Here is a 26,709-nt window from a genome sequence, read left to right on the forward strand (position 1 = left end):
CTATCTGCCCGGATGATCGTCCCGGCACTACGGTTCGGTCCATGACGGACACGACGCGCTTCGCAGGTCACGGAGTCCTGATCACCGGCGCGGCCCGCGGCATCGGCGCGGCCACCGCACGCCGCCTGGCCGAGGAGGGGGCCCGCGTCCTGGTGACCGACAGGGACGGGCCCGAGGCCGACAGGACCGCGTCGAAGCTGCGGAACCTGGGGCTCGCGGCGCAGGCATCGACGTGCGACGTCGCCGACCGTGCGTCCGTCGAGGCGGCCGTCGCCCACGCCGTCGACGCCTTCGGCTCGCTCGACGTCCTGGTCAACAGCGCCGCCTCGTGCACACCCGACACCCCGCTCTTCGAGGACGGCCCGGACGAGGCCTGGGCCCGTGACCTCGACATCACCCTCACCGGCACCTACCGCTGCTGCCGTGCCGCGCTTCCCCACCTGGCCGCCACCGGGCGCGGCGCCATCGTGAACATCGGCTCCGTCAACGGCCTCCAGTCCTTCGGCAACCACGCCTACAGCGCCGCCAAGGCCGGCCTCGGCTCCCTCACCCGCACCCTCGCCGGCCACGCCGCCGCCCGCGGAGTCCGCGTGAACCTGGTGACGCCGGGCACGGTGCGCACCTCGGCCTGGGAGGGACGGGACGCGGAACTCGACGCGGTCCGCGCGCTCTACCCCCTGGGCCGGGTCGGTGAACCCGAGGACATCGCCGCCGCGGTCGCCTTCCTGGCCTCCCGCGACGCGGCCTGGATCACCGGTACGACCCTTACCGTCGACGGCGGCATCACCGCGGTCAACGCCGGGTTCCAGGCTGCGGTCCGGCGCTCCGGCGGCGCCTGATAAACCCGGCTTGTCCCGGTTCGCCACAGCCTCCGCCTGGCGAAATTTCACCGTTCGGTCACAGCCCGGCCCGGGCCACAACCCACACCCCCGCACACGGGTCTACCTGGCAGAAGTCCACACGACCACGTAAAGGGAAGGGCCCGGCCATGGGGGACATACGCAGACGGCGAGCCGTCGCACTCGGCATCACCGGCGGACTCGTCGCACCGCTCACACTCACGCTCGCCGCCGCGCCGGCGCAGGCGGCACCGAGCTGTACGACCCAGGCCGGCCCGTATCAGAAGCAGGTGGAGAAGTTCCTCGGCCGACCGGTCGACGGCAAGCAGTCCGCCGCCGACTGCAAGGCCATCCAGGCCTTCCAGACCAAGCACGGCATCACACCGAACGCCGGCTACGCGGGCCCCGTCACCTGGGGCGTGATGGACCTGATGAACAAGCAGAAGGCCGTCGGGAACAACCCCAACAAGGACGGCAAGTGCCCCACGAACAAGGGTCGCATCGCCTGCGTCAACCTCACGCTCCAGCTGAGCTGGATCCAGGACGGCAGCAGGCTCGTCTACGGCCCCGTACCGGTGCGCACCGGCCGCAACGGCTACGAGACGCGCACCGGCCTGAAGAAGATCTACTGGCGGGACATCGACCACGTCTCGACCATCTACAACGTGCCGATGCCCTACAGCCAGTTCTTCGACGGCGGCCAGGCCTTCCACTCGGTCGGCGTCAGCATGTGGAACCCGCCCGGCTCGCACGGCTGCGTCAACATGACCAAGACCGTCGCGAAGAAGTACTGGTCGCTGCTGAAGAACGGCGACGACGTCTTCGTGTACGGCCGCAAGCCGGGCACCTGAGCACACAGGCACCCGGCTCGCTCGGCGCTCAGAGGTGTCACGCCTCGGGGGCGTCCCCGAAGTCCGGGATCTCCAGCCTGACCCCGCCCTGCCGCGCGGACTCGTGCGCAATGATGCCCGGCAGGGTGTAGCGGGCCGCGACCCACGCGTTCACCGACGGCAGGGTGCGGCTGCCCACCGCGGTCACGAAGTCGTCCACCAGGAAGTGGTGGCTGCCCTCGTGACCGTTGTGCAGGTTGTCGAACTCCCGGGGCAGCCGGGCGCGGTCGTGCACCGGCGCCGAACCGGAGGTGAAGGCGGCCCGCAGTTCCGGCGCGATGTGCTGGAGTGACGGGTCGTCAGGAGACATGGTGGGCTTGGGCTCGAGGAGCTCGCTGATGTCCTTGACCCCCTTCTTGTCCTGCCACAGAGCCACCGTGGCGAGCTGCTCCATGCTCGCCTCGGTACCGAAGAAGCGGAAACGCGACTCCCGTATGTGGGAGGGATAGCCGACCCGCCGGAACTCGTTCGTACGGAACGAGCCGCCGCCCGCGACCTCGAACAGCGCGGTGGCGTTCGAGAAGTCGTTGCCGAACTGGCTGACCTCCTTGTCGAAGACACCGTCTCCCCGCTCGTCCCTGACGCCGATCGCCGACACGCTCACCGCGTGCGTCTGCCAGGCGCCCAGCACACCGCCCACCGAGTGCGTCGGGTACAGCAGCGGGGGATAGCTCGCGGTCGCTTTCCAGTTCTCGCCGCCGCTGTACTGGTACGCCTCGTAGAACCCCAGGTCCATGTCGTGGACGTAGTCGCCCTCGGCGTAGAAGAGCCGCCCGAAGGCGCCTTCGGCGATCTGGTTGCGGGCGTGCACGGTCGCCGGGTTGTACTGGCTGGTCTCGCCCATCATGTACGTCAGCCCGGTCGCCTTGACGGCGTCGATGATCGCCGCGATCTCCTCCGTGGTGATCGCCATGGGCACGGCGGAGTAGACGTGCTTGCCGGCGTTCAGGCCCTGGAGGACCAGCGGCCCGTGGGTCCAGCGCTGGGTGAAGATCGCGACCGCGTCGACCGCCTTCGACTCCAGCATGGCCTCGTACGACGGGAAGGTGCCGGCCAGTCCCTGCGCGTCGGCGAGCTGCTCGGCCCGCTCGGGCAGCAGATCGGTGACGTACACGTCGCTGACGCCGGGGTGGGCCTGGAACAGCGTGGCGAACTGGCCGGAGAACTGGCCGGCGCCGACGATGCCGAGGGAGAACGTCATGGAGTGGGTGCCTTTCACTGGCCGAGGATGAGGTTGATCTGGTCGTTGGTCCGGTCGAGGCTGGTCACGGGTTTGCCGCCCCCGTAGATGTCCTGCATCGCGGGGTTCATGAGCGCGTTCATGTCGGCCGCGTAGTTGGTGATCGGGTACGTGAAGGTGGTGAAGTCCTTCTTGTCGGCGACCGGCCTGGTGAACGCCGTGACGTCGATGCCCTTCTTCTTGTACGCGGCCACCGCGGCCGCCGTGCCGTCGGGCGTGGCCGGGAAGACGATGCCGTAACGGCCCACCGTCTTCTGGCACTCGTCGGACGCCAGGTACTCCACCCACTTCCGCGCGCCCTCCTTGTTGCGGGCGTTCCTGGTGACGGAGTCGGCGAGGCCGTTCATCATCGTGGCGCGCTTGCCCGTCGGGCCGGCCGGGGTGAAGGCGGTGCCGATGTCGAGGCCCTTGAACCCGTAGTACGTCGAAATCATCCAGGCGCCGTCGAAGGCCATCGCCGCCTTGCCCGCGGCAACCTGCGCGTTGGCCTGGTTGGCGCCGGCGCTGTAGACGGTGAGCGGGGCGAGGTATCCCTTCTTCGCCAGGCCGAAGTACCACTTGATCACGGACTGGAAGGTCTCGCTGTCGTACCGGTACTTGGTGCCCCACCGTTTCTTGTCGGTGTAGTTCCAGCCCGCGGAGCCGGTGAAGGGACTCCACTGCGTCTGCCCGTCGCCGTATCCGGCGCCGTTGGTGGCGAGGCCGTAGACCTTGACGTGGTTCTTGTCGAAGCCGGGCTCGTCGCCGCGTCTGCCGTTGACGTCGACGGTGAGATGGGCGACCGCCTTCTCGAAGCTGCCGCCGTCCTTGGGGTTCCAGGCCAGGCTGTTGAGCTGGTCGGCGGTCAGCCCGCCCTGCTGGGCCATCTTCTTGTTGTAGAAGAGGGCGACCGTGTCCCAGTCCTTCGGAGCGCCGTAGCGGTGGCCGTCCTGGCCGATCCAGGCGTCCGCCAACCCCGCCTGGTAGTCGGCGGGGTTGATGCCGATGCCGTCCAGCGGCTCGAGCACCTTCAGATCGGCGAACTGGCCGAACTTCTGGACGTGGTCGGTGAAGACGTCCGGCTGGGTGCCCGCGATGAAGCTCGCCGTCAGCTTGGTCCAGTAGTCGTCCCAGCCCATCTGCGTGATCTTCACCTTCAGGCCCGGGTTGGCCTTCTCGAAGCCCTTCGCACAGGCCTGGTAGGCGGGCAGCTGGTTGGCGTCCCACAGCCAGTAACTCACCGTGTTCGCGCCCGCCGACACGGAGTCGCCCTGCGCGCAGCCGGTCACCGGGGACAGTGCGAGCGCCCCGGCCAGCGCCGAGACCGTACGCATCCGAATTCGCATTCCCGTCCCCTTACTTGATCCCGGTGAAGCTGATGGAACTGACGATGCGGCGTGCGAAGAAGCCGAACAGCACGAGCATCGGGAGCGCGGCGATGAGCGTGGCGGCCATCAGACCCGACCAGTCGTAGCCGGTCTGCGGGGTTTGGGCCCGGAAGATGGCCAGTGCCACGGTCAGCACGCGGGAGCTGTCGCTGTAGGACACCATCAGCGGCCAGAAGTAGTCGTTCCATGAGGTGATGTACGTCAGCACGCCCAGGGTCAGGATCGGCGTGGACGCCATCGGCAGCATCACCCGGAAGAAGATCCGTATCTTCCCGGCGCCGTCCAGCAGGGCGGCCTCCTCGACCTCCCGGGGCACGTTCATGAAGAACTGCCGCAGGAAGAACACCGCGAACGGCGTCATGAACATCGTCGGCAGGGCGATGCCCAACAGCGAGTCCACCAGGTCGAGTTGCTTGATGAGGACGAAGTTCGGCAGCAGGGTGAAGATCGCGGGCACCATCAGGCCCGCCAGGAACAACCCGAACACCTTCTCCCGGCCACGCCACCTCAGCCGTGCGAAGGCGTACGCGGCCATGGAGGAGAAGAAGATCTGGCAGACGGTGATCAGCGTCGAGACGATCACGGAGTTGAGCAGATAACGCCAGAACTTCAGCCCACCGCCCGAGCCGCCCTGGGCGATCGCCTCCTCGGCGGACTGCAGCCCCAGGGCGCGTTCGAAGCCCCCGGTCGTCAGGTCCACGGGCAGGGGATCGCCGGGGCGGGCGGCGAGCGCGGTGTTGGTGGACAGCGCGGTGCGCAGGATCCAGTAGAACGGCAGCAGGGTGACGAGCACGATCGCGGCCATCACCGTCCAGGCCACGATCCGGCCGGGGGAGGGCCGGCGCCTGGTGGTCCGCAGGGTCGTCGTCGATGTCACGGCAGCCATGTCGGTCGCTCCTTTCCGTCAGCCGAGGTCGCTCTGGCCGGCCCGGGTGAGCCGGTACTGGACGAAGGTGATCGCGCTCAGCACGACGAGCAGGGCGACGGACATCGCCGATGCGTAGCCGAACTGGAAACGGCCGAAGGCGGCGCCGTAGATGTAGAACTGGAGCACGTTGGTCGCGTTCGCGGGTCCGCCGCCGGTCGTCACGGCGACCGTGTCGAACACCTGGAACGAACCGATCACCGTCATGATCAGAACGACCGCCAGGACCGGCCGCAGCAGCGGCATCGTGATCCGCCAGAACATCCGCCACTCGCTCGCGCCGTCCACCCTCGCGGCCTCGTACATGTCGTTCGGGATGGCCTGCAGCCCGGCGAACAGCAGCAGCGCGGTGTAGCCGACGTGCCGCCACACGTTGATCAGCGCGATCGTCGGGATCGCCCATGTCTCGTCCCCCAGGAACGGGATGCGGTCGAAGCCGAGCGCCGAGATGATCTCGTTGCCGATGCCGAGCTGGTTGTCCAGGATCCAGAGCCAGACGATGCCGGCGACGACGTTGGACATCAGATACGGCGTGAGCACGATTCCGCGCAGGACCGCCGACTGCGTCAGCCGCTGCAGCAGGACCGCGATGGCGAGCGCCGCCATCGTCTGCACCCCGATGTTGATCACCACGTACTCGACGGTGACCGTCAGCGAGTCCCAGAAGATCGGGTCGTTGACCATCCGCACCTAGTTGTCCAGACCCACCCACTCCGCCGGCGTGAGCAGGTTGTAGCGGGTGAAGCTCAGGTAGATGCCCCGCAGCGTCGGCCACAGCAGGAACACCGTGAAACCGAGCAGCGCCGGCGCGATGAACACCGCGGCGAGACGTCCGTCCCCACTGTTCTCTCCGGCCACGCTCCGGCGTGTCCTCGGTTCGGTCTTGGCCCCCGCGGCGCCGCTCAGTGGCAGGCGCGACGGAGGGCTGCTGGAGGCGATGGTCATCGGGAGACTCCCTCGCATGCGGCGGCTCGTCCTCGGGTGGGAGTTACTTTTGGTGCGAAACAATCCATGCGTCAAGAGGTGCGCAGACATCTTCTGAAGGCCGCTCTGATCGCCGTACGCTGGCCTGGTTGTTTCCGTGGAGAAAAAAATGATGTGGGAGTCTGTCGACCATGACCCCAGTAGCCGCCAGCTGGCTTCCCCTGAGCGCCGGTGAACGCTCCGTGGCCATCGAGGTGCTCCTCGGCGGCCCCGTGTCGCGCACCGAACTCGCCCGGCGGCTCAACCTGTCCGCGGGCAGTCTCACCCGGCTGACCAAGCCGCTCATCGAGTCGGGCCTCCTGGTCGAGGTCCCCGAAGCGGGCGCCCCGGCCGAGGTGCGTCAGGGGCGTCCGTCCCAGCCGCTGGACGTCGTCGCCGAATCCCGCTCCTTCGCCGGATTCAAGATCACCGAGGACATGGTCTACGGCGTCGTGACCACCCTCAGGAGCGAGATCGTCGCCCGTTACGACCGCCCGCTCACCACCCATGACCCCGCCGAAGTCGTGGATGTGCTGGGGGGGATGGCCGAGGAACTCGCCGGCGCCCACCCCCGGCTCGCCGGTATCGGCATCGGCGTGGGCGGTCTCGTCGAGGGCCGTGCCGTGGTCGGGGAGTCCCCGTTCCTGCAGTGGAGCGATGTCCCGCTCGCCGAACTGGTCGAGGAGCGCACGGGGTTGCCGGTCGTCGTGGAGAACGACGTGGCTGCCCTCGTCGAGGCCGAGACCTGGTTCGGGGCAGGTCGCGGCCTCGACCGCTTCGTGGTGCTCACCATCGGTGCCGGTATCGGATACGGCCTGGTCCTGGGCGGCAAGCGGGTGCCGTACGCCGAGGAGGACCGCGGCTTCGGCCGCCACTGGATCGTGAACCCCAACGGCCCGCTCACCCCCGACGGGGCGCGCGGCAGCGCCGTCTCACTGCTGACCATCCCCAACATCCGCTACCAGGTGCAGGCCGCCACGGGCCGGGACCGGACGTACGAGGAGATCCTGGAGCTCGCCGCGGCCGGGGAGCCGATGTCCGCCCGGGTCGTCGAGGAGGCGGCCCGCGCCCTCGGCATCCTGGTCGCCCAGATCGGCAACTTCGTGCTGCCGCAGAAGATCCTCCTCGCCGGCGAGGGAGTGGGGCTGATGGATGTCGCAGGCAAGACCGTGGCCGAGACCATCCGGGCGCACCGGCACCCGCTCGCGGCGCCGATCGACCTGGAGACCAAGGTGTCCGACTTTCACGACTGGGCCCGTGGTGCGGCCGTCCTGGCGATCCAGGTGCTGGTGCTGGGGGCGGCGGACGCCTGAACTCGGCGGCCTGGGTGGACAGATGGACGTGATCAGTAACACGGTCCGATATGTCCATATTGAGTGTGCTTACTCACAGCGCCTTCACCTCTGGAGCCCTATGCTTCACAGCATGTCCACCACTGTTGAATTCGCCTCCGATCGCTCGGCTGACGAGGTCAACGAGGAGATCCGGGCGCTGTGGCGCCGGTCGGGCGGGACACTGAGCGTCGAGCAGCGCGAGGAGTACCAGCGCCTCGTCCTGGAGTGGGCCGCAGCGGCCCCGCAGCCGGAGAAGGCGGCCTGAGCACTCGGCTCGACGGAGGCCGCCCGAGCCCCTTCCTCGGCCCGCCTCGCCGCGCATCGGACAACCCTGCCGGGGCACTCCTGTCTCGATGGGTGCCTTCCTCGCACTGACCTCGGCCGTCGTCTACGGCATCGTCGTCCCCCAGCTCTCGGCTTCGCTCGAGCCGGGAGGTGCCCCCACCACCGGCGGCATGCTCTCCAGACGCGCCCACTTCGCCGCCGTCACACTCCTCGGCCAGCTCGGCGGCCTGCTCCTCGCCACCGCGGCCGCCCTCCTCGTTCCCGCCGACGCCGTCCGCCCCACCCGATCTGCTGTGGGGCGCGCTGTCCGGCGTCGGCAGCGGCGCGGCGATGCACTTCCTCAACCGCGGGCTGAGCCGGGGCGCCATGAGCACTGTCGTGCCCGTGAGCGCCGTCACGTCCGTCGCGTTGTCCGTGCTGTGCGGGGTGCTGCTGCTCGGTGACCGGCCCGGGGCCCTCGCCTGGGCCGGCTTCGTGGTCACCGTGCCTGCGCTCTGGCTCGTCGCGGACGACCGGAGCGGCCGGCCCGGATCGGTGGCCGCGGGCGGCGTCACCGACGGACTGCTCGCCAGCGCGGGTGTCGCCGTGCAGTACCTCGCGCTCGGCCAGGCCGCGGCGTCGAGCGGGCTGTGGCCGGTCACGGCCGGCAGGGCCGCTGCCGTACTCGTACTGCTGCCCGTCGCCGTCCGGCACGGCCGGGAGATGCGGCTGCCGGCGCGGTGCCATGCCCAGGCGCTGCTGATCGGGGCGGGGGCGGCGCTCGGCCTCATCCTCTATCTGCTCGCCGCGCAGCGGCAGTTGCTCGCGGTCGCCGTCGTCCTCGCCTCCCTCTACCCGGCGCTGCCCGTCGTCCTGGGGTTCGTCCTCCTCCACGAACACCTCACCGGGCGCCGGGCGATCGGACTGACCGGCGCGGCGGTGGCCACCGTGCTGCTGACCTTGGGGTGACGCGGGGCGAGGAGCCGGCCCGGTCAGCTCCATGTCGCCGAGTAGTAGCGCCGGTACGCCTTGCGATCCTGTTCCGCGCGGATGTACCGGGCCGCGACCAACGCGACCAGGCTGCCCGCGATGACCAGCAGACCAGGGCCGACGTTCTTCGGATCCGCGAGCCGGGACAGCAGCGTCGAGGCGGTCACGCCCGTGATCGGGGCCGCCGAACCCGGCGAGGCGTCGCCGGGCGCGCCCGCGCTCTGCGTGGGCGATGCGGACGGTGCCGGTGCGGCGCCCTGCTGACCCGAGCCGTTCTGTGCCGCCACGAGCAGCTTGACGTCGAGCGCGGCCAGCGCCTTGGTCACGGGCTGGAAGAACGTCGTACCGCCCGCGCTGCAGTCGCCGCTGCCGCCCGACGTCACCCCCAGCGCGATCCCCTCGGAGAACATCGGACCGCCGCTGTCCCCGGGTTCGGCGCACACGTTCGTCTCGATGAGTCCCGTGACCGTGCCCTCGGGGTAGTTGACCGTGGCGTTGAGCGCCGTCACCTCGCCGTCGCGCAGCCCGCTCGTGCTGCCGCTGCGGAACACCCGTTGCCCGACGGCAGGATCCGCGGCGCCGGTGATCCGCACGCCCTTGCCGTCCCCGATGGACACCACGTCGGCCCCGGCGCCCGCGTCCCCGCCCGCGTACTCCACAAGAGAGAAGTCCCCGCCGGGAAAGTTCTGCTGAACGGTCTGGCCGATCTGCTGGGTGCCCCGGTTGTCGGCGAACCACACGGAACCGTTCGGCCCGCAGTGCCCGGCCGTGAGGATGAAGTCGCGTTGTCCGTCGGTGACGTTGAAACCGGCCGAACAGCGCCCGGCGGTCGACAGCAGCGGCAGCGCGCCGTTGAGCCGCGTCGTGAACGTCCCCTCGGTGCGCTCCATACGGACGAAGCCGCCGATGCCTTCCGCGACCCGCGTCATCCGCGACCAGTCGGCGGCCGAGACGGTGCTGTCACCGCGTACGACCACTTGGTTGGTCCGGTAGTCCATGACCCACGCCGTACCCGCGACCCGCGGCGCCGAACGCAGCGTCGACGTGGCCGACTTCAGCTCGTCCATGCTGTGGTCGACCATCTTCGCCTCGGCACCGGCCTTGCGCACCTCGGCCGCCGCCTCCTCGTCGGTGACCGCGACGACCGGCTTGCCGTCGGAACCGATCCAGCTGCCCGCGGTGCGGGCCGTGCCCAGGTGCGATACGAGATCGCTGCCGGTGCCGGCCGCCGAAGCGGCGTAGGTGCGCGGGACGGCGGAGGCGTCGGGAGGTTCGCTCGCCACGGCGCGTGTGACCATCGTTCCTCCGAGGAGGAGTCCGCCGACGGCCGCCAGCCGTGTCACTCGCCGGACGAGACGTCGTCGTGCGTGCCTCATGCATGGCTCCCGAACCAGTACAGCGCGGCGTGAACGCCGCGGGGCCCTCCCGGAGTTGAGCACCCTCTCTCCATACGTGGCCCGGCCCGCCCGTGTTCACCGCACAGGTGATCGCTCTTGTGCCGGTTCCTGTCCGAGCAGTGTCCAGCTGCGCTCGTCGCCCCACACGGACGCCGGATCCACGTACGGACGCAGGAGCGCGGTGAGCGCCGGATCGCCCTGCCCGTTCAGCTCGTCGGAGGCGATCTTGCGGGCGATCCCGGCGAGGAAGTCGGCGACCTGCACCCGTGGATCGAGCCGTGAGTGCACCAGCCGCAGCCCGCCGAAACCGATCCCGGCCCGCCGGGCCGTCTCCTCGATCCAGGCGATGCGTTCCGGCGTCAGCATGTTCTGCCGGTCGTGGACGAGACGCACGGACCGTCCTGACGCACTCCAGTGCGCGGCCGTTCCGACGATGGCGGGCAGCAGGGGATTGAGGACGGGAATGAGGGGCGGCGGTCCGTCCAGCAGCCGCGCCCGATAGGAATCGGCGAGCGACCGGGACGCCGCAATCCGGTGCAGTGTTTCCGCCACCTCGGGAGGGCAATCCGCGCGCCGCAGCGCCTGCACCGCACGGAAGAACGCGTCGACGGGTTCCTCGGGCTCACCGCCGTTTCTGACCCGGAGCAATTGGTTGGCCGCCGCCAGGAATTCCCGCCAGAGCGCGTCGCCGAAATCCCGCCGCCCCGCCCGGTACAGGACGAGCGCCTCGGTGCCGTCGTCCAGCAGCAGGTCGACGGCCCGGTCGACGACGAAGTACGCCTTCTCGATCAGATGCACCTGGGCGTTTCCATGGATCGGCCCCGTCGGCGCGAGCAGCCATTCCAGAACCGCCCGGTGTTTCTCCCGCAGCAGATGGTTCGCCTTGTACTCCTCCGCGGGCGAACGAATCCGGTCCCGGATCTCCTGCACATACGCGGCGGCCGTTTCCACGGGCAGCCGCACACTGGCATGCGCGAATACATCGGTGTTCCCGCCGGTGAGATTCTCACCGTCCGACCCCGACTCGTCACAGGCCACTTCGAGGAATCCGCCGCCCGTCACCGCCCGCTCCGCGTCCTCACCGTTCCCGGCCACCGCACAGCCCCCTATCTTGTGCCCATGACCAGGATCCCGCACGAAACGTCCGGTGAACCAAATCCTTTTCGCGCCCTGACCCTCGACCGCCTGCGGTGTCGTACGAGCATGAAGTGGCGCACCTACCCCGACGACGTGTTGCCGCTGTGGGTGGCCGAGATGGACGTACCGCTCGCCGAACCGATCGTCCGCGCGCTCACCGACGCCCTCGCTCTCGGGGACACCGGCTACCCGGCGGGCACCGGCTACGCCGAGGCGCTCGCCGACTTCGCCGGCAAACGGTGGGGCTGGGACGGGCTCGCCGTCGAGCGGACCGCAATCGTTCCCGACGTGATGCTCGGTGTGGTCGAAATGCTCAAACTGGTCACCGGACCGGGCGATCCGGTCGTCGTGAACTCACCCGTGTATCCGCCGTTCTACCAGTTCGTCGAGCACATGGACCGGCAGGTGGTCGAGGCCCCGCTGGGCGTGGACCTGCGCATCGACCTCGAGGCCCTGGACGAAATCTTTCGACGGGTGGCCAGCGGCGGCCGGCGCGCCGCCTTCCTGCTGTGCAGCCCGCACAACCCGACCGGCACCGTGCACACCGCCGACGAACTGTCCGCGGTGGCCGCCCTCGCCGACCGCCACGGCGTGCGAGTGGTCGCCGACGAGATCCACGCACCGCTCACCGCGGGCGGCGTCACCTTCGTGCCGTACCTGAGCGTCCCGGGCGGCGAGAACGGGCTCTCGCTGATGTCGGCGTCGAAGGCCTGGAACCTGGCCGGCCTCAAGGCCGCCCTCGCCATCGCCGGACCCGCGGCCGCCGCCGACCTGGCCCGCCTGCCCGAAGAGGTCAGCCACGGTCCCAGCCACCTCGGCGTCATCGCCCACACCGCCGCCCTGCGCGACGGCACCGCCTGGCTCGACGCCCTGCTGGCCGCCCTCGACGACAACCGGCGCCTGCTCGCGGACCTGCTGGCCGAGCACATCCCCGCGATCACCTACCGCCCGGGCGAGGCCACTTACCTCGCCTGGCTCGACTGCCGCGCCCTGGGCCTGGGCGACGGCATCGACCCGGCGGACGTCTTCCTGGAGCGCGGCCGGGTCGCGCTCAACTCCGGGATCCCGTTCGGCAGCGGCGGACGGGGGCACGTACGACTGAACCTCGCCACGTCACCCGAGCTGATCACGGAAGGCGTACGACGGATGGCGACGGCACTCGACTGAGCCGCAACGGGCGTATGGCTGGACGGACAGCGGGGTGGGGGCACCGATCAGTGCCCCCACCCCGCTGCCTACACTTCGCGCCATGGACGACACGACGCTCGACCGGCTCGGCGCGGGCAAGTACCTGCTCATCACCAGCTTCCGCAAGAACGGCACCGGCGTCCCCACGCCGGTCTGGGTCGTCCGCGACGGGGACGCACTGGGCGTGTGGACGGTCGCCGACTCCTGGAAGGTCAAGCGCATCCGGGCCCGCGGCGACGTCCTGGTCGGCCCCTGCGACCTGCGCGGCAAACCCACCGGCGAGCAGGTCCCCGCGACCGCCGAGATCTGCGACGAGGCGACCAGCGCCCGCTACCGCCGGCTCATCGCCCGCAAGTACGGGATCACCGGCCGCCTCACGCTCCTCGGCAGCCGACTGCGCCGCGGTGTGAACGGCACAGTCGGCATACGGATCATCCTGACGCCCTGACCGGGGCCTGGTGCGTCCGGTCAGGGGTCACGACGCGTCGAGCACCGTGCCCTTCATCACCGGCGCCCCGGGCAGCGGCTCACCGGAGTCGTCGGCAGCCTGGAAGCGCACCGACTCGGCCGGCTCGGCCACCTGGTCCTTGACCGTCGGGATCCGGATCTCCGCGGTTGTCCGGCCCGCCGGGACGTTCACCCAGATGTAGAAGCCGTCCACCCCGGACAACGGCCGTTCCGGATCCGGGGACGCACCGGTGTTCTCCTCGAGCCAACGGGGGTCGACGTCCTTCGTCGACACCTCCCGACCGTCGGTGACCGGCACGACGGCGTACGCCCCGCCCACCTCCGCGTCGGCCACCGCGGACAAGGTCATCCGCCACTTCAGTGGCTGGCCCTCGGTCACCCGGTCGGCGACCGGTGCCACGGAGATCGTCGGCATCGGGTCGTCGTTCGCGACGTTCACCCCGCCCAGGTGGGCGCCGACTACGGCGGTGCGGACCGCCTTCACGAACACGTTGTACTCGGAGTCGTAGCCGTAGCGGGTGTTGCCCTCGACCTTCACCGGTACGTCGATGTCGTGCGCGCCGGGCCGGACCGTCACCAGCCGGTCCGTGACCCTGCCCGTGACCGGGTCGGCGACGAACAGCCGTATCTGCCCGCTGCCCTGCCCCGACACCCGGACCGGCACCTGATAGGTCCGTACGCCCGAGTCGCCTTCCTTGACGGACAGCCGTCCGATGTCGACCCGGGGGAGCGGAGCCTCTCGCACGGCCGGCGTGCCCGGCTGCCAGGCCCAGGCGTCCATCAGCCAGGCCCGCCCGGACCGCGTGCGCGGCGTCAGCTCCAGGGACTTGACGTGCTTCAGGTCGAGCGCGGCCGCGTCGTCCGCTCCGATCGGCACACGCACCTCGCGCGCCCAGTACGAGGCGGTCCGGTCGGATCCGGGCAGCCCGTCGACCGTGACGCGGCCGAGGGTCCGGTGCCGTCCGGCGGTGTCGGTGACGGAGACGTCCAGCTGCGTTCCCTTGGTGTTGGGCGGCACGATGACCCGCAGCGCCAGCGCCTTGGCGCCCTTGAGGGACAGCGGAGCGTCGGGGCGTATCCGTGCGGGGGACCCCGCCGCGGACCAGCGCAGCGCGACCGCGCGGCGGCCGGGCTCGCGGTCGGTCTCCCACTGGGCGAAGTGCGGTGAGACGCCCGCCGTCTCCGACGACAGACAGGCCTTGGCCGCGGCGGGGTCGACCGCCGAGCACAGCCGGCCTCCGCTCACCGTGACCTTGCCGTCCGGCAGGAACCCGGCGCCGCGCCGCGCACCGACCGCATGGGTGAGGACGTGCGCGGGATCGGCCGACGGGGCACGGCGGCCCGAGCCGTCGAGGAGCGGGCGGACCCGGTCGTCCCCGGCGACGAACAGCCGTGCCGCCGCCGCGATGTAGGTGGAGCCGGCCTTGTGCTGCTGGTCGGCGGTCAGCCGGGTGCGGGTACCGGGGGAGCAGACCGGGTCGCGCTGCTCCTCGTCGTTGTAGAAGTCGTCGTCGGCCGGCGCCTCGGCCTGCCCCGGGGTCCACTCGCTGTTGAAGAAGTTGTGGTTGGCGCCGACCATGTACACCGCGCTGTGCAGCGCGGCACCGCGGCTGACCCGGCGGGTGCCGTCGACGTACACCTGTCCCTGGAGATCGGAGACGTCGCCGTCACAGCCCGGCAGGATCGTCATCGACGGCACATCCGGGACGGGGTTCTGGCCGAAGATCGTCGGGCCGATGAGGACGGTGCCGCGAATGTGCCAGCGCACCGGGCCGTGGGCGCCGTCCTGGTCCGCGGGCGGCGGGTAAAGGCTGTCCATCGCGGCCCGGTTGACGCCCTCGCCGCCACGTGAGTGCCCCACCAGCAGCACCCGGGACATGTCGGCCCTCGGGGCCTTCCGTACGGCAGCGGGTGCCGTGTCCGGGTGGGCGGACCAGTCGGCCCAGCGGGCGAGATGCTGCCGTACGAGCGAGGAACGGGCCTGTGCGCCGCCGTCCTCGGCCTGCCAGTCCTGGCCGTTGATGCCATTGGCGGAGATCGACACGGTCACATAGCCCTGGGAGGCCAGGAGCCGCTGGTCGCGCAGGTAACCCCGGTGGCTCGGCACCGGCTTGGCGCCCGTGGCACAGGGCCAGTCGCCGGTGATCTCGCCCTGCGGTGTGTAGCAGGTGAAGTGGCGGCCGTGCAGGAACAGGGCGAGCGGACGGCGGCCCTCGGCATCCTTGGGCGCCACGACGACGGCCCGCATCTCGACCGGCTGGGGGAATCCGGGCAGCCGCACGGGGGTGAGGTCGTACTCGCCCGTGACGGTGCGGTACCCGCCCGGCTTGCCGGGGTCGACCTGGTTCGCCGGCAGCTGCCTCGGGACCGGCACCGCCGAGCGCGCGTTCGAAGCGGTGTCGGGCACGTCCAACCGGCGCCCCGCGGCCCGCACTTCAAGGTCCCGTACGGAGTCCAGGCGGACCCCGTCGAGGCCGAGCCGGAACGTGCGCCCGTCCTTTGCCTGGGCCGGCCGGCCGAGCAGGCGGTCGCCGGCGTAGAACTCGACGCGGGCGTCCCCCATGGGCACCCGTTCGTCGGACCGCCACACCAGCTTGCGCGCGGTGCCCTCGCCGGTGATGCTCCAGTCGTCCGGCAGACCGTCACCCCCGTCGGCCGGGTCCGCCGACCGTATGTCTGACGCCTGTTGAGCCTGGGCCCACCCTGGCGACGCCCCCACCACCGCGAGTAACGCCACCGCGGTGGCCCATATGCGCCGGGCACGGATCACGTGCCCCTCCTTCCCCTCGCCCCGGAACGGCCCCGGGGCCCTCATCCCGGGAGGACGGAAGGCGGTGCTTGTGCGTTGCCTGTGAAGGGAGGGAACAGTGAGGGGAGAGAACGATTCAGGACTGGGGGAGCGGCCGGTGGGAGGGCCACCCCAATGAGCCGAACTCCCCGTCACCGCGCCGCCATTGTCGGCACCGGCCACCGCGCCCGGACCTTCCCCCGCGCCCTCGCCGAACGCCCCGACCCCGGGTTGCCGCCCTGTGCGACCCCAGCCCCACCCGCATGGCCTTCCACAACCGGCTGCCGGCCGAGGCCGGCGAGCCCGCGGGTTGCCGCGTGGCGACCGAGAAACCGATGACGGTCGACGCCGACCGCTGCGCCCGCATCCTCGAAACGGTCGGCGAGACCGGCAACTTCCGCCGCCGGCACCGGGAGAAGCGGCACAGCGGCGGCCTGATGATGCACAAGGCCGGCCACCACTTCGACCTGGGTGGCTGGCGGACGAGCCGCGGGATGTCTTCGGTTTCGGGAGGCCCGGCTTCTCTACGGCCACGTGCGGTACGCCATAGGGCGCGACGATGACGTACCTAGTGTCGTCGGCGGCCAGGTGGCGCCGGGACTACGACCGCGCCCACGGCTCCGACCCACCTCACCGCGCACCCACCGTAGGGGGGCTACCGGGGCTACAGGGTGTTCAACGGCAGCGCGGGACGGCTGGAACTTGCCGTGGAGGAGAGCCGCCGGCAGTCGCCCCGGACCCGGATCGGCACCGCTGGCGGGGCGCTGCACGGGGACACGGCCGCCGAGCATGCGGGCGGTGTACCGCTCACGGTGCGCCCGCTGTGGCGGCCTCCGGTGGACGTGCCGCTCGTGACCGCCCACGAGGCACATGGCGAGGGAGACCCGCGCATGCTCGACGCCCTCTTCGGCCCCGTCGATCCCGCGCACCCGGCCGACGCGGACACGGCGGCACGCACGGCGTCACACCCCACGGCCACCGAACGCGAAGGGGCGCTGGCGTCGGCCGTCGGGCTCGGCTCCAACCAGTGCTTCGAGACGGGGCGGCCCGTCGGCGTACGGGAGTTGCTATCCGGTGTCTGGGAGCGCGCGGGCGTTGAGGAGCCGACGGCTCAGGTCCAGGCCCGGTAGGGCTCGTCTATCAGCTGGAACACCGGCTCGCCCCGGACCGGGTCCTTCGCCGTGGACAGCCGGACCCGGTCCCCGCTGTGGATGCCGATGGGCGGGCCCATGACCCGGCCGCGTACGACGAACCCCTCGGCCATCTCGACCAGCGACACATTGCGCGCCGCGGGGGTGTTGCGGTGCACCACCGTGGAGTGGCGGACCGTCCCCACGCCCTCGCTTCGCTCCGTGCGCAGGTCACTGCCCTGACAGACCGGACACAGCAGCCGGTGGTACATGGCGGTGCCGCACCAGGTGCAGCGCTGGAAGAGCATGGCCTCGGTGTCCGGGGCCGTGGGTTCGAGAAGGCCGGCCGCAAAGCCGGTGGTCGGACGAGCAACGCTTCCTGAGTGGTGGTACACGCTGTTCAACTCCCTGCGCTCGGCCGGAATCCCACGTGCGCGGGTCGTCCGTGCACGCACGTGCCCGGTCGCTGTGCCACCGTGCACAGGCCACAGAGTATGGCACTGAGTGCCACTCGTAAAGGCACTGCGTTCCCTGGATTTTGTAGATCTTGTAGGGGGCCCTGGTGCCCGGGCGTGGGTCAGTCGCGGCCGAGCGTGGTCTCGATCTCCTGGACGACCCGCCACAGCGGTGCGCCGCGCCGGGACACGACGACCACCACGTCGTCGGCGGGCCCGTCGGGAGCGGGGCGAGGGGCGGGGGCGACGCCGAAGGCGGCCTGCACAAATCCCAGCGCGTGGTCCACGGCGGCGCTCGCGTCGTCCTGCCCGTCCGACCGCAGCCAGGAGCGCAGCGCGTTGTTGTGCGCCGCGACCACTGCGGCTGCGATCACGTCGGCCTGCAGGGTGCCGTCGCGCCGGCCGGCGAAGCGCCCGCGCAGATACTCAGCCAGGGCGCGCTCGTAGCGCCACACCACGGACAGCTCGTATGCACGCAGCCCCGGCACCTTCTTGGTGAGCCGGTAGCGCTGCACCGAGAAGGTCGGGTTCTCCGCGTACATGCGCAGCACCAGCCGGGCCGCGTCGCACACCCGCCGCACCGGCTCGTGCTCCTCGTCGCTCGCGGCCAGGAAGGCCGTCATGTCGGCGAGGCACCGCTCGTGGTCCGGGAAGACCACGTCCTCCTTGGACGGGAAGTAGCGGAAGAACGACCGCCTGCCGACACCGGCCAGTGCCACGATGTCGTCGACGGTGGTCTGCTCGTAACCCCGCTCCAGGAACAGCTGGAAGGCCGCCGCGATCAGCGCCTCCCGTATCGGGGGCCTCGCCGTCCCGGCCTCCGCCTTCTCGTCGCCGCCGGGTGCCGCGTTGCTGGAGCTCATGGACGGGAACGTAGCACCAGAACGGAGCTGATGGCACTCAGTGCGCTGTCCGGAGGGTACTGAGTGCAGCCAGCTCCTCGTCGGAAACCGGCTCCCCGGAACCGGGAAGGAGTTGCGGAATGCCGTCGATCACCGGATAACGGCGCCTCAGCCGGGGGTTGTAGAGCGCGCAGCCCTGAGCGTCCAGGATCAGCGGGCCCTTGTCGAGCGGGCAGACCAGGATCTTCAGCAGCGGGTCGTCGGGCCTCATGGGCGGTTCCCTTCGTGGGCGGGACGGTCGGTGTGGTGCCGCGGCAGGGTGAGGACGACGGCCAGGGCGAGCGCGGTGCCGCCCAGGCGCAGGACGAGCCGCAGCGGGTCCTCGGGGAGCGGTTCGCCGAATGCGACCGTGCCGCCGGCCACGCTGAACACACAGGTGACGGTGGTGCACACGGGCACGATCAGCGAGGCCCGGCAGCGCTGCAGGGCGGTCTGCGAGAGCACGAGGCCGATGGCTCCGGTGAGGAGCAGCAGGTAGGGGTAGGGGGAGGTGAGCAGAGCGGGTACGGAGTCGCCGGGACCCGCGGTGGTGAGGTGTCCGGACACGCCCTTGATCGCGAGTGAACTCACCCCGTACAGAAGGCCGATCGCCACCGCGTACACCACACCCGTCGGCGCCTGCCGGTGCCGTCGCCGGGCCCGACGCTCTGCCGTGCCGTACAGCCACAGACCGAGGGCGAGCGCAGGAAGACAAAGGGCGAGCAGTGGGCCGGCCGGAGCGGTGCGGGCGATCGGTTCGGTGCCGTCGTGCAGTGAGGCCACTGTCATCAGCAGCGCCACACCGATGACGGCGACTCCCCGCCGTTCCGCGGCCGTCAGCCGCTCGCCGAGCACCGCCGAGGAGAGCAGGAGCAGCAGCACCAGGCCGGAGACGAACAGCCCTTGCGCGGCCGCGAGTGGCAGCACCCGGTAGACGGCCAGCTGAGCGGCGAAGCCGAGCGCCAGCGCCAGTGCGCCGCCCAGCCACAGCGGGCTGCCGGCGAGCAGCAGCACCGCCCGGGCCGGCTGCCCGGCACGCAGCGGCGGCAGACCGGCCAGCGCCCGCTTCTCCAGCACGAACCCGGTGCTGTACAGGACGTTCGCCAGCAGCGCCGCGGCCACTCCCCAGACCATCGGGCTACCTCCTGCGCGCGTGCACGAGGAGGATGGAGGCCAGGGACGGCCGTCGGCACGCCAGCCGGTCGAGCGGCCGCAGCGGATGCGGAACCCCGTGGAAGGGGGCGCCCTCCAGCCGTACGACCTCGAAGCCGGACGCGGTCACGAACTCCCGCAGCGCACGCGCCGTGAACAGCCGCAGATGGCCCACCACTTGGCTGCCCGGCCTGCCGTGCACCCGGCGCAGGCTCACCTCCGAGAAGACGGGCTGGACGCCGCCGAGCAGCAGCGCCCGGTTGTACCAGGCCGCGAGATTCGGCGTGGAGAGCATCAGATGACCGCCCGGCCGCAGCACCCGGTGCAACTCGTCCAGGGCGCCGTCGGGGTCGACGAGGTGCTCGACGACCTCGCTGAACAGCACCGCGTCCGCACTGCCGGACGCGAACGGAAGCCCGCCGCCGGACAGTTCGCCCCGCACCACCTGCGGCAGCCGCATCGCCGCCCGGCGCAGGGCGTCCTGCGACCAGTCGACGCCCACGATCCGGTGCCCGTCCAGCACCCGTGCGGCGACAGCAGCCGCCGACCCGTCCCCGCACCCCACGTCGAGCACGACGGCGGGTGCTCGTCCGGGCCGTACCGGACCGAGCGCGCTGGCGAGCAACCGGGCCTGTCGCCGACTGCGGTCCTCGCCGGAGGCGACCGGGACGGCCGGGTCCTCGTAGAAGTCGCGCAGGCCGGGAGCGGCAGCGGGGGCGTGGGCGGTCGTGGGCGAGGTGGTCATGGTGCGCTCCGAAGGCCGTACGTCAGGGCGAGACACTCCTCGAAGAGCCGGGCCAGGGCGGCGCCGGCCGGGTCGTCGAGGAGGGCGTGCGACCAGCGCAGCGCCACATGCAGGCGTCCGCCGGTGGAGGCGGCGGCCAGGCTCAGACCACGCGGCATGCGCGCGGGCGCGGAGAACCACACGGCACGGGCCCGCCCCGCATCGCCGAAGTCCAGCGGATACGGAACCCGACCGAGGTTGCTGAGCAGCAGCGTCGACGTCCACGGGGCGGCGGCCCGGCGCACCCCGCGCGTGAGCGCGCCGCGCACCCCGACCGGAAGCACGGGTGCCGTCAGCAGGTCCGCCCCCGTGCCGAGCGGTGCCCGCCGCAGTGCCGTCAGCGTCCGGGTGCGCCGCGCGGTGGTGTGCAGCAGCCGTGTCACGGCCGCCGGATCGGGACGCGGGCCCAGGAGCAGCGGTGCGTCGGAGCGGTCCTCCGGTGTCACCGGCACCTCGACGAGTCGCGTCCCGTTCCCGATGGGCATCGCCATGTCGCGGGGACGGTCGTCCACGGGCACGGTGATCCGCACCGGGCGGTCCGGTCGGCCATGAGAGTGGTTCCAGCGGCCCACGGCCAGGGAGGCGGCGACCAGGAGCCGGTCGTTGACGGTCCATGGAGCGGCTGGCTCCGGTTGCGGCAGCGGCAGTTCCCGCAGCAGCATCCCGTTCGCCGCACGGCCTGCGCGCGTCGGCCGGGCAGCGGTGACGCGGGCCAGCCGTGCGGGCCTGGCCCAGCGGACACGGGCGTCGCCGTGCTGCCCGGCGTGCATTCGGCGCACGCGTGCGCTTCCTCCCGTGGCCGTGCCCTCCCCGCCGTAGAGCGTGGCCGTCGTGGCCAGTACCCGCAGCCCGGCCGGCGCGTCGAGCGCGGTGTGGTGGAGGGTGAGCAGCAGGACGGACCGCATGGCGTTCACCGTGACCACCTCCAGACGCACGGGCGGCGACCGGTACAGCGGCGGGCACACCGAGAGCGCTCTGGCGCGGGCACGGGCCAGCGCGTCCGGCCCCGGCCCGGCGAAGCTCACCGGGTCCACGTCCGGTGTGCCGGTCAGCTCCCACTCGTAGGACCGCCGGTACCAGCGGTGCGGCGCCTGACGTACCAGGATCCGGGGGTGGAGGAGCAGCGCCCGGTGGAAGGCATCCCGCAGCCGGCGCGGGTCCGGCCTGCCGGGCAGATGGACCTCGATGTGGACGGTCTCGGGCTCGTCTTCGCTGAGGAAGTGCCGGGACACCTCGTCGACGGTCGGGAACGCCAGCCGTGCCCCGACCGGGGCTCCGCCGCGCCCCAAGCCGGGCTCGGCCGGGAGTGCGGTCACCGCGCACCGCCTCTCTCGCCGACGACGGTTCTCGGTCCGCCCGTATCGTCGTCGCCGCGGCTTTCCGGGCCACCCGCTCTCTCGCCGCCGCGCATTCCCGAGCCTTCCGCTCTCTCGCCGCCGCGCCTTCTCGGCGCGCCCGCGCCGGTCGTCACCGCCGCCGCGGACAGAGCAACGAGCGCCAGCACCTGCGCGACCGCACCGAACGCGCCCCGGTCGGCGGAAACCGGTGCGCCCGCTCCCGTCGCCGCGACGATGCCCGCCCCCGCCATCGCCGCCGCCGCGACCGGCACCAGGGCGCCGGGCCGCAGCCGGGCGACCAGCGCGAGCACGGGAACGACCAGGGCGAGCGGACCCGCCACCAGCGCGACGACCGCGGTCAGCGCCACGATGCCGAGAACAGGACCGGGCGCCGGCGCAACTCCCGGGTCCCCGGTGGACGTTCGAGCGGTACGGCGCCGCCCCACCCAGGCGAGTGCCACGAGCGCGGCGACACCGACCACCCCGCCGAACAGCCCGGCCCGGTACAGCCCTGAGGGCTCGTACTCCATGCGTACGGTGCCGGACTTCCCGGCCGGAATCAGCCAGGCCTGCTGCCAGCCGTCCAGCCGGACCGGGGTGAGCTCCTCGCCGTTCAGCGTGGCCTTCCAGCCGGCGTTGACGTTCTCGTACGTCCGCAGGTACGCCGCCTCGCCCGACCCGGCGGACACGGCGACCGCCCGGCTGCCGCCGCTCCACTTCCGTACGGTGACCTCGCGCTTCCCCGCACCGGAGACGGCACGTGGCTCGCCCCGGGACAGGGTGACGTCGGTGAGGGCGAGCGGCCCCGTGTCGGCGGCCTCCACACGGTGCCTGCCGGAGGCCAGTTCCAGGCTGCCTTCCTTCGCCTCGGCCCCGCACAGCTCCACCTTCACCGGCCGACGCTCCGTCAGATCGCGGACCAGCCCGGACGCCTTCGTCGGATGCGGTGTCCCGTCGACGTCGAGCGCCGGGCCCTGCCCGCACGGCAGCGAGAAGCGGGCGTCCGGCTTGGGCTGCGGCACACGAAGGTCGGCGAGCGCCGGCACGTACACCTCGCTCAGGCCCACCGGGAGCCGGAGCCGTTCGTCGGCCACGGGGTTGTAGAGGGTCAGGGGCGCTGTTTCGGTGACCGTGATGTCGAGACGGTCCGTGGTGATCGCCTCGAACCGCGCGAGCCCGTCGGAGTCCACCTCGGCCGTCACCGCGCCGTGCGGCGAGCCGATCCGCACCTGCTGGGGGCGGGAGGACAGGCCGCCCGCCGCCCCGAGGACGATCTCGTCGATCTTCCTCTTGCCCGGCCAGCTCAGACGGATCACGGGCCGGTCCCCGGCGATCCAGGCCGTCGTCAGATCGCCGTCGACCAGGTTCCGCGCGCCGAGCGCGATGCCGGTACGGCTGGTGGAGTCGGCGGACACCGTGATCTTGCGGCGCTGCTCCGGCGCGACGCGGTGCAACACGCGGTCCAGTGCCTCGCCGGGCACGGCCACGGCCCGCGCCGACACGCCGTACGCGCTCGGGCCGCCCCGGGTGTGGAACTGCCGGTGCAGTCCCGCTTCCGCCGAGGCCGGAGAGAGGCCGCCCGGGTCGGTGCCGCGGTGCAGCGAGTACACCTGCGCGCCGGCGTCGGTGCGCCCGGCGTCGGCCGGCAGGGCCAGCAGCCGGGTCACCTTCAGCCCCGGCATAGACACCTCGGAGAATCCGGCGCCGGACAGCCCGGGGCGCGCGGCCTCGGCGTCCAGGATGCCGATCCTCAGCCACTTCGCCCGGCCCTCGGGGGCACGGACCGACTGCCGTTCACCGTCCGGCCGCAGCGTGCCGTCGACCGAACCCCGGTCCGTCTCGATCCGCACCCGCGTGGGAGCGGGCCGCGCGGCGTCCGCGGGGAGGGGGGTCAGCTCGAGCGACGAGGGCACCTGCAAGGGCTGGGAGAAGTCCACCCGCAGCCACTGACCGGACGGTTCGCCCGGGCTGCCTTCGGCCCAAGCGGTGTTCGGATCGCCGTCGAAGGCGTTCACCGGGTCGTACTGCGGCAGATGGAACAGCCAGTTCCCGCTGCTCGACGCGGTCACCGACGCCGCACCGCGCAGCACGGCCGTCGTCTGATGGCCGGCGCCCCGCACGGGCAGGATCTGCTTCGGCTGCTCGCCCGGGTTCTGGAGGGCGCCGGACGGGTTCCGTTCGTTCGCGGTGTACGTGTAGGAGGTGTTGGAGTTGACCAGGCCGAAGCGGGTGTCGGCGCGGCGCAGCCCGTCGGCCTCAGCCTTGACCGCGGGGATGTCGACGCCGGGATGGGCGTCCCCTGCCAGCACGGCGGGCCGGTCGCGCAGGGCCGGGTCGGCGGACAGCTGGAGCAGGGCCTCGGGGCCGCCACTCACGACGGCCGTGTCGCCGGCCGCGGCGATGCCGACGCGCCCCGGCCGTTCGGCGGCGCCCTCTGGCTCGTAGATCTCGACCGCCTGCAGGCGCGGGTAGAGGCCCTGCACCTGGACGGGCGTGTCGGCGGGGATGCGTCCGGCGGTCACGAGCGGGCCGAAGCCGGCGGCCTTGCGGTAGCCGGAGGCCTCCAGGGTCCGCCGGACCGTCTGCGGCGGCACGTAACCGATCTGGTCGGGGTCGAGGTCGTTGCGCACGACCACCTCGTGCAGCCCCGCCCGAGCCAGATACGACCGTAGGCCTGGGACCTCGGCCCCCGACAGCAGGGCCTGCTCCACCGCGTCCAGCGCCCGCCGGGAGCCGGCGGTGCCGAACGGCACGAAGTCCCGTTGTGCCCACCGGGTCTTCGCCAGGACGTCGAAGGGCTGGTCGACGGGGGAACCCCAGGTGTAGATGCCGTGCGCGGTGGCCGGGACGACGAGGGCACGGTTGTCCGCGGCGTGCTCGTCCAGCCAGTCGGCGGCCTGCTCCCAGTGCGCGGGCAGCCTGCTGAACGCGCCCGGCTGCAGGACGGTGCCGTTCACGTACGGCCATGCCAGACCCGGCAGGACGAGCAGGGCGGCGACCAGCGGAACGTACCGGCCCCCGCGCGAAGCCCGGGAGCCGCGGCGCTCGGCGACCACCGCCGTCAGATGCGCCAGGCCGAGGGCGAGTGCCAGGGCGAGTCCCGGCTGGAACTTGTAGATGTTGCGGAACGGCCGCAGCGTGCCGTCGAGCCACCCCTGCACGGTGTCGTGGAAGGGCGCGCCGAGGGTGCCGCCGTATCCGGCGAGGGCGATGAGCGCGACGGCCGGCACGGTCAGCAGCAGCCAGCGCCGCTCGGGGATGTCCCGGCGGGCCAGCCCCGCCAGGCCCAGTGCGGCGGCGAACGCCGAGCCGAGCACCGTGACGACGGAGGCGGCGACGGTCCAGCCCGCGGGCAGCCAGGCCTCGCCGAAGTTGAGGTACGCCACCCAGTTGCCGGCGCCGCGCAGCAGTTCGGTCGCGGACATGGTGGCGGTGGTGGTGTCCGCCTGCTCGACGTACGGCATGAAGTCCTCGCCGTAGACGCGCAGGAGCAGCAGAGGCACCGTCCACCATGCGGTCGCCAGCACCACACCCGGCAGCCACCATGCGAGCAGCGCGCGGCGCCGGGGCCCCTTCGGCCGGCTGAGCAGATACAGGCCGATGGGCAGCAGGGAAGCCAGAGTTGAGGCTGCGTTGACTCCGCCCATGAACGGCACGAGCAGCGCGGAACGGGCAGCGGCGATGCGCGGGCTCAGCGTCGCGGAGGTCAGGGGCAGCAGCACCCAGGGCAGCAGGGCCCCGGGCAGCGCGGCGGCGGACGTCGAGCCGACGACGATGGTGAACGTGGGCCACAGCGCGTACGCCACCGCGCCCAGCAGCCGGGTCCCCGACGAACCGACGCCCAGCCGCTCCGCCAGCCGCAGCGCACCCCAGAACGCCGCAGTCACGACGATCGACAGCCACAGGCGCTCGGCCAGCCACACCGGCACATGCAGCAGGTCCGTCAGGGCGTAGTACGGCAGCATCGGGAAGGCGTAGCCGACGTACTGGTCGGAGATGCCGCCGAAGCCCGCCCGGTCGTGCCACAGCTGACCGAGGTCGCCGAGGAAGCGCAGCGGGTCGGCGGCCACACCGAGCTTCGTCTCGAAGGTCATGCGTCCCGGGGACACCGCGAGGAAGGCCGTGAGCACGGTCGCCCAGAAGCCGAACAGCAGGCGTCGACCGCGTCGTTGCGCGGGCGGGGTCGTCGGCGGAGGTGCGGGGGCGGCGTGTGCTGGTGCCTGGACGGTGGTGCTCATGGGCGTGCCTCGCTAGCGGGTGCCTGGGCGGTACGCAGAATCAGCAGGAGATTCCAGGTGGCGATCTCTCTCAAGCCTGGAATCCGGGTGATGGCGCCGGGGAGGAAGGGCCAGTAGCGGGAGCGCGCCGAGACGATCCGCACGTCCTCGCGGGCGCGGACGTACCGCAGGGTGGGGCCGATGTGGAGGGGGAAGAGGTTCTCGCCCACCGTGTGCTTGGCCGCCCGGCCGGTGCGGCGCCGGTAGCGCGCGCGTGCCCGGTCCGCTCCGAGGTAGTGCCAGGGCGCGGTCTCGTGGCCGCCCCAGGGGGAGAGCCAGTTGGTGAAGGAGACGTAGATCAGTCCGCCGGGCCGTGTCACCCGGACCATCTCGCTGAGGAAGGTCTGCGGATCCGCCACGTGCTCGAGCACGTTGGAGGAGAAGCACACGTCCGCGACGCCGTCCGGCACCGGCAGCAGATAGCCGTCGGCGACCACCGCACCCTCCGGCGGTCGGCCCCGCGCCCCCAACTCGTGCGGGTCGGGCTCGAAGAGGTAGCCGTGGGCGCCCCGGCGGCGGAACTCCTCGGTGAAGTGGCCCGGGCCGCCGCCGACGTCGAGGACGATCCGGCCCCGCAGATCCGTGTGGCGGGCCACCTGGGCGACCGCGTCGCGAGCCAGCAGCGAGTAGCAGCGGTCGGGGTCGCTCTGCTCCCGCATGAAGGCTCTGAAGAGCGTGAGCGACCGGTGCAGGGAGGGGTCCCGGAGCGGACGTTCGCCGACCTCAGTCATGTGGGGTCACCTCGTGCGCCGGTGGGGCGGCCGGGGGCACTGGTCCGGCGGCCGCCGAGGGGACGGCCGGTCCGGGGGCGACGCGGGGGAGGGGCAGGGCGGGCGTCACTGGCGGGCAGTCCTCGGTGGGCCGCGCTTGGCGGCTGTCCTTGGTGGGCCGTGTTGTACGCCA

23 protein-coding genes and 1 pseudogene are annotated in these 26,709 nt (G+C 71.8%); 9 read left to right on the forward strand and 15 right to left on the reverse strand.

What is annotated here, in order from left to right:
- Window positions 1-41: 41 nt before the first annotated feature.
- Both ACZ7L6_RS41780 and ACZ7L6_RS41785 read left to right on the forward strand, forming a co-directional pair.
- Entirely contained in the window at window positions 42-839 is a 798-nt protein-coding gene (locus tag ACZ7L6_RS41780) for an SDR family NAD(P)-dependent oxidoreductase (protein WP_471933491.1), read from the forward strand.
- A 149-nt stretch (window positions 840-988) separates the two neighbouring features.
- Complete coding sequence (locus tag ACZ7L6_RS41785; RefSeq protein ID WP_471933493.1) at window positions 989-1,690, forward strand: L,D-transpeptidase family protein; 702 nt, start codon at window positions 989-991, stop codon at window positions 1,688-1,690.
- Window positions 1,691-1,727: 37 nt separating this feature from the next.
- On the opposite strand, the gene ACZ7L6_RS41790 is transcribed toward ACZ7L6_RS41785, so the two are convergent.
- The 4 genes and pseudogenes from ACZ7L6_RS41790 to ACZ7L6_RS41805 form a co-directional block, all read right to left on the reverse strand.
- Window positions 1,728-2,930, reverse strand: a complete 1,203-nt coding sequence (locus ACZ7L6_RS41790; protein ID WP_471933556.1) for a Gfo/Idh/MocA family protein — start codon at window positions 2,928-2,930, stop codon at window positions 1,728-1,730.
- Between the two features lie 14 nt (window positions 2,931-2,944).
- Window positions 2,945-4,294, reverse strand: coding sequence for an ABC transporter substrate-binding protein (locus tag ACZ7L6_RS41795; RefSeq protein WP_471933495.1), 1,350 nt, complete (start codon window positions 4,292-4,294; stop codon window positions 2,945-2,947).
- A 10-nt stretch (window positions 4,295-4,304) separates the two neighbouring features.
- Entirely contained in the window at window positions 4,305-5,222 is a 918-nt protein-coding gene (locus ACZ7L6_RS41800; protein WP_471933497.1) for a carbohydrate ABC transporter permease, read from the reverse strand.
- Between the two features lie 18 nt (window positions 5,223-5,240).
- Window positions 5,241-6,206, reverse strand: a pseudogene (locus ACZ7L6_RS41805) (carbohydrate ABC transporter permease).
- A gap of 170 nt (window positions 6,207-6,376) precedes the next feature.
- On the opposite strand from ACZ7L6_RS41805, the gene ACZ7L6_RS41810 reads away from it, so the two are divergent.
- The 3 genes from ACZ7L6_RS41810 to ACZ7L6_RS41820 all read left to right on the forward strand — a co-directional run bounded on the left by ACZ7L6_RS41810 (window position 6,377) and on the right by ACZ7L6_RS41820 (window position 8,791).
- Window positions 6,377-7,537: an ROK family protein gene (locus ACZ7L6_RS41810; protein WP_471933499.1), complete on the forward strand. Its 1,161-nt coding sequence runs from the start codon at window positions 6,377-6,379 to the stop codon at window positions 7,535-7,537.
- 100 nt (window positions 7,538-7,637) lie between these two features.
- Window positions 7,638-7,823 carry a hypothetical protein gene (locus ACZ7L6_RS41815; protein ID WP_471933501.1) on the forward strand — a complete coding sequence of 62 codons (186 nt, stop codon included), beginning with the start codon at window positions 7,638-7,640 and terminating at the stop codon, window positions 7,821-7,823.
- Window positions 7,824-8,227: 404 nt separating this feature from the next.
- Window positions 8,228-8,791, forward strand: a complete 564-nt coding sequence (locus ACZ7L6_RS41820) for an EamA family transporter (RefSeq protein WP_471933503.1) — start codon at window positions 8,228-8,230, stop codon at window positions 8,789-8,791.
- 23 nt (window positions 8,792-8,814) lie between these two features.
- Here the strand turns inward: ACZ7L6_RS41820 and ACZ7L6_RS41825 are convergent, their stop codons facing one another.
- Complete coding sequence (locus tag ACZ7L6_RS41825) at window positions 8,815-10,188, reverse strand: S1 family peptidase (RefSeq protein ID WP_471933505.1); 1,374 nt, start codon at window positions 10,186-10,188, stop codon at window positions 8,815-8,817.
- A 96-nt stretch (window positions 10,189-10,284) separates the two neighbouring features.
- The gene (locus ACZ7L6_RS41830; protein ID WP_471933507.1) at window positions 10,285-11,304 is read right to left on the reverse strand and encodes a hypothetical protein; all 1,020 of its coding nucleotides are present in this window, start codon (window positions 11,302-11,304) and stop codon (window positions 10,285-10,287) included.
- 24 nt (window positions 11,305-11,328) lie between these two features.
- On the opposite strand from ACZ7L6_RS41830, the gene ACZ7L6_RS41835 reads away from it, so the two are divergent.
- Together ACZ7L6_RS41835 and ACZ7L6_RS41840 are read left to right on the forward strand one after the other, a co-directional pair.
- On the forward strand, window positions 11,329-12,513 hold the full coding sequence (locus tag ACZ7L6_RS41835; protein WP_471933509.1) for a MalY/PatB family protein: 1,185 nt from the start codon (window positions 11,329-11,331) through the stop codon (window positions 12,511-12,513).
- 82 nt (window positions 12,514-12,595) lie between these two features.
- Window positions 12,596-12,982: a PPOX class F420-dependent oxidoreductase gene (locus tag ACZ7L6_RS41840; RefSeq protein ID WP_471933511.1), complete on the forward strand. Its 387-nt coding sequence runs from the start codon at window positions 12,596-12,598 to the stop codon at window positions 12,980-12,982.
- A gap of 27 nt (window positions 12,983-13,009) precedes the next feature.
- Here ACZ7L6_RS41840 and ACZ7L6_RS41845 read toward each other — a convergent pair whose 3' ends face one another.
- Window positions 13,010-15,772: a S9 family peptidase gene (locus ACZ7L6_RS41845; RefSeq protein ID WP_471933513.1), complete on the reverse strand. Its 2,763-nt coding sequence runs from the start codon at window positions 15,770-15,772 to the stop codon at window positions 13,010-13,012.
- A 281-nt stretch (window positions 15,773-16,053) separates the two neighbouring features.
- On the opposite strand from ACZ7L6_RS41845, the gene ACZ7L6_RS41850 reads away from it, so the two are divergent.
- Window positions 16,054-16,353, forward strand: a complete 300-nt coding sequence (locus ACZ7L6_RS41850; RefSeq protein ID WP_471933515.1) for a hypothetical protein — start codon at window positions 16,054-16,056, stop codon at window positions 16,351-16,353.
- Between the two features lie 108 nt (window positions 16,354-16,461).
- The gene (locus tag ACZ7L6_RS41855) at window positions 16,462-16,920 is read left to right on the forward strand and encodes a hypothetical protein (RefSeq protein WP_471933517.1); all 459 of its coding nucleotides are present in this window, start codon (window positions 16,462-16,464) and stop codon (window positions 16,918-16,920) included.
- Here ACZ7L6_RS41855 and ACZ7L6_RS41860 read toward each other — a convergent pair.
- The 8 genes from ACZ7L6_RS41860 to ACZ7L6_RS41895 all read right to left on the reverse strand — a co-directional run bounded on the left by ACZ7L6_RS41860 (window position 16,902) and on the right by ACZ7L6_RS41895 (window position 26,537).
- Window positions 16,902-17,315: a Zn-ribbon domain-containing OB-fold protein gene (locus tag ACZ7L6_RS41860; RefSeq protein WP_433053324.1), complete on the reverse strand. Its 414-nt coding sequence runs from the start codon at window positions 17,313-17,315 to the stop codon at window positions 16,902-16,904. The two genes, ACZ7L6_RS41855 and ACZ7L6_RS41860, sit on opposite strands and share 19 nt — an antisense overlap.
- 182 nt (window positions 17,316-17,497) lie before the next feature.
- A complete protein-coding gene (locus ACZ7L6_RS41865; protein WP_471933519.1) occupies window positions 17,498-18,238 on the reverse strand; it encodes a TetR family transcriptional regulator in 741 nt (246 codons plus the stop codon).
- A 37-nt stretch (window positions 18,239-18,275) separates the two neighbouring features.
- Window positions 18,276-18,488, reverse strand: coding sequence for a Trm112 family protein (locus ACZ7L6_RS41870; protein WP_471933521.1), 213 nt, complete (start codon window positions 18,486-18,488; stop codon window positions 18,276-18,278).
- Entirely contained in the window at window positions 18,485-19,390 is a 906-nt protein-coding gene (locus ACZ7L6_RS41875) for a DMT family transporter (protein ID WP_471933523.1), read from the reverse strand. Before ACZ7L6_RS41875 ends, ACZ7L6_RS41870 begins: the two co-directional genes overlap by 4 nt.
- Window positions 19,391-19,394: 4 nt before the next feature.
- Window positions 19,395-20,153 (reverse strand): class I SAM-dependent methyltransferase, encoded by a 759-nt coding sequence (locus ACZ7L6_RS41880; protein WP_471933525.1) that lies wholly within the window; start codon window positions 20,151-20,153, stop codon window positions 19,395-19,397.
- The gene (locus ACZ7L6_RS41885) at window positions 20,150-21,508 is read right to left on the reverse strand and encodes a condensation protein (RefSeq protein ID WP_471933527.1); all 1,359 of its coding nucleotides are present in this window, start codon (window positions 21,506-21,508) and stop codon (window positions 20,150-20,152) included. The genes ACZ7L6_RS41880 and ACZ7L6_RS41885 overlap by 4 nt, the downstream gene beginning before the upstream one ends.
- A complete protein-coding gene (locus ACZ7L6_RS41890) occupies window positions 21,505-25,767 on the reverse strand; it encodes an alpha-(1->3)-arabinofuranosyltransferase domain-containing protein (RefSeq protein ID WP_471933529.1) in 4,263 nt (1,420 codons plus the stop codon). Before ACZ7L6_RS41890 ends, ACZ7L6_RS41885 begins: the two co-directional genes overlap by 4 nt.
- Window positions 25,764-26,537 (reverse strand): class I SAM-dependent methyltransferase, encoded by a 774-nt coding sequence (locus ACZ7L6_RS41895; RefSeq protein ID WP_471933531.1) that lies wholly within the window; start codon window positions 26,535-26,537, stop codon window positions 25,764-25,766. The genes ACZ7L6_RS41890 and ACZ7L6_RS41895 overlap by 4 nt, the downstream gene beginning before the upstream one ends.
- Window positions 26,538-26,709: the final 172 nt, after the last annotated feature.

The organism is Streptomyces sp. NPDC107522 (assembly GCF_055657525.1).

Coding starts and splice junctions, on each gene's coding strand:
- ACZ7L6_RS41780 (WP_471933491.1), top strand. CDS start 42: ATGACGGACACGACGCGCTTCGCAGGTCACGGAGTCCTGATCACCGGC.
- ACZ7L6_RS41785 (WP_471933493.1), top strand. CDS start 989: ATGGGGGACATACGCAGACGGCGAGCCGTCGCACTCGGCATCACCGGC.
- ACZ7L6_RS41790 (WP_471933556.1), bottom strand. CDS start 2,930: ATGACGTTCTCCCTCGGCATCGTCGGCGCCGGCCAGTTCTCCGGCCAG.
- ACZ7L6_RS41795 (WP_471933495.1), bottom strand. CDS start 4,294: ATGCGAATTCGGATGCGTACGGTCTCGGCGCTGGCCGGGGCGCTCGCA.
- ACZ7L6_RS41800 (WP_471933497.1), bottom strand. CDS start 5,222: ATGGCTGCCGTGACATCGACGACGACCCTGCGGACCACCAGGCGCCGG.
- ACZ7L6_RS41810 (WP_471933499.1), top strand. CDS start 6,377: ATGACCCCAGTAGCCGCCAGCTGGCTTCCCCTGAGCGCCGGTGAACGC.
- ACZ7L6_RS41815 (WP_471933501.1), top strand. CDS start 7,638: ATGCTTCACAGCATGTCCACCACTGTTGAATTCGCCTCCGATCGCTCG.
- ACZ7L6_RS41825 (WP_471933505.1), bottom strand. CDS start 10,188: ATGAGGCACGCACGACGACGTCTCGTCCGGCGAGTGACACGGCTGGCG.
- ACZ7L6_RS41835 (WP_471933509.1), top strand. CDS start 11,329: ATGACCAGGATCCCGCACGAAACGTCCGGTGAACCAAATCCTTTTCGC.
- ACZ7L6_RS41840 (WP_471933511.1), top strand. CDS start 12,596: ATGGACGACACGACGCTCGACCGGCTCGGCGCGGGCAAGTACCTGCTC.
- ACZ7L6_RS41850 (WP_471933515.1), top strand. CDS start 16,054: ATGGCCTTCCACAACCGGCTGCCGGCCGAGGCCGGCGAGCCCGCGGGT.
- ACZ7L6_RS41865 (WP_471933519.1), bottom strand. CDS start 18,238: ATGAGCTCCAGCAACGCGGCACCCGGCGGCGACGAGAAGGCGGAGGCC.
- ACZ7L6_RS41870 (WP_471933521.1), bottom strand. CDS start 18,488: ATGAGGCCCGACGACCCGCTGCTGAAGATCCTGGTCTGCCCGCTCGAC.
- ACZ7L6_RS41875 (WP_471933523.1), bottom strand. CDS start 19,390: ATGGTCTGGGGAGTGGCCGCGGCGCTGCTGGCGAACGTCCTGTACAGC.
- ACZ7L6_RS41880 (WP_471933525.1), bottom strand. CDS start 20,153: ATGACCACCTCGCCCACGACCGCCCACGCCCCCGCTGCCGCTCCCGGC.
- ACZ7L6_RS41890 (WP_471933529.1), bottom strand. CDS start 25,767: ATGAGCACCACCGTCCAGGCACCAGCACACGCCGCCCCCGCACCTCCG.
- ACZ7L6_RS41895 (WP_471933531.1), bottom strand. CDS start 26,537: ATGACTGAGGTCGGCGAACGTCCGCTCCGGGACCCCTCCCTGCACCGG.